Genomic DNA, 740 nt, shown 5'->3' on the forward strand with positions numbered 1-740 from the left:
AGCGCAATGTCGAGCGCGAGCCGTGCGGCGCGCGACAGGATGTGACGGCCCGCCGTCCAGGCGGCACGCAGCGGTGTGGCGATGGAACGGTTGGGGGCGGCGTCGGCTTCCATGGGAGGAGGCTAGCGTTGCAACCTGGATTGCTCAAGTCATGGTCTCGTGCCCCGGACGCAGTGCGCCGCGTATCGGTGCGCTGCAGAGCCGGGGCCATCTTTCCGAATCATGCGGTGTGACTTCTGGGTCGGCTCTGCGGAGCGTCACTGCGTGGCGCACGGCGTTCGGGACACGAGAGTGATTGCAATAGTCAGCATGATCGGCGTAACCAGCGGCATGGCTCAACACCCCCCAACTCCGCCCGCTTTGTTCGATCGCGCTTTGCTGCACGCGCGGCAGCGGCGCGCGCAGATGCAAGGTGCCGTGAGCTTCCTGCTCGATCGTGTTGCGGAAGACATGGCGGAACGGCTCGCCGCGGTGATGCGCGAGTTTCACACCCCGGTCGATCTTTGGACGCCAGGCGAAGGGCTCGCGACCCTGCGTCCGCGGCTTCCATCCATCGAACACATCGCGCTCGATGCTGCTGGCGCGGAAAAGCTGCCCTTTGCACCGGAAAGTCTCGACCTCGCCGTCTCCGCGCTGGCGCTGCAATTCGTCAACGACCTGCCGGGCGTGCTCGCACAGGTCCGGCGCGCGCTGAAGCCGGACGGGCTGCTGCTGGCCGCGATGATCGGCGGCGACAGCCT

At 66.9% G+C, this 740-nt stretch carries 1 protein-coding gene; it reads left to right on the forward strand.

All coding sequences use genetic code 11. From position 1 onward, the window contains the following. Positions 1 to 309: 309 nt before the first annotated feature. Positions 310 to 740, forward strand: a 431-nt coding sequence (locus MOV75_RS40525) for a methyltransferase domain-containing protein (protein WP_247008453.1), incomplete at its 3' end; no start/stop codon positions are given.

It is taken from the genome of Bradyrhizobium sp. PRIMUS42, from assembly GCF_023006515.1.
Classification (GTDB): domain Bacteria; phylum Pseudomonadota; class Alphaproteobacteria; order Rhizobiales; family Xanthobacteraceae; genus Bradyrhizobium.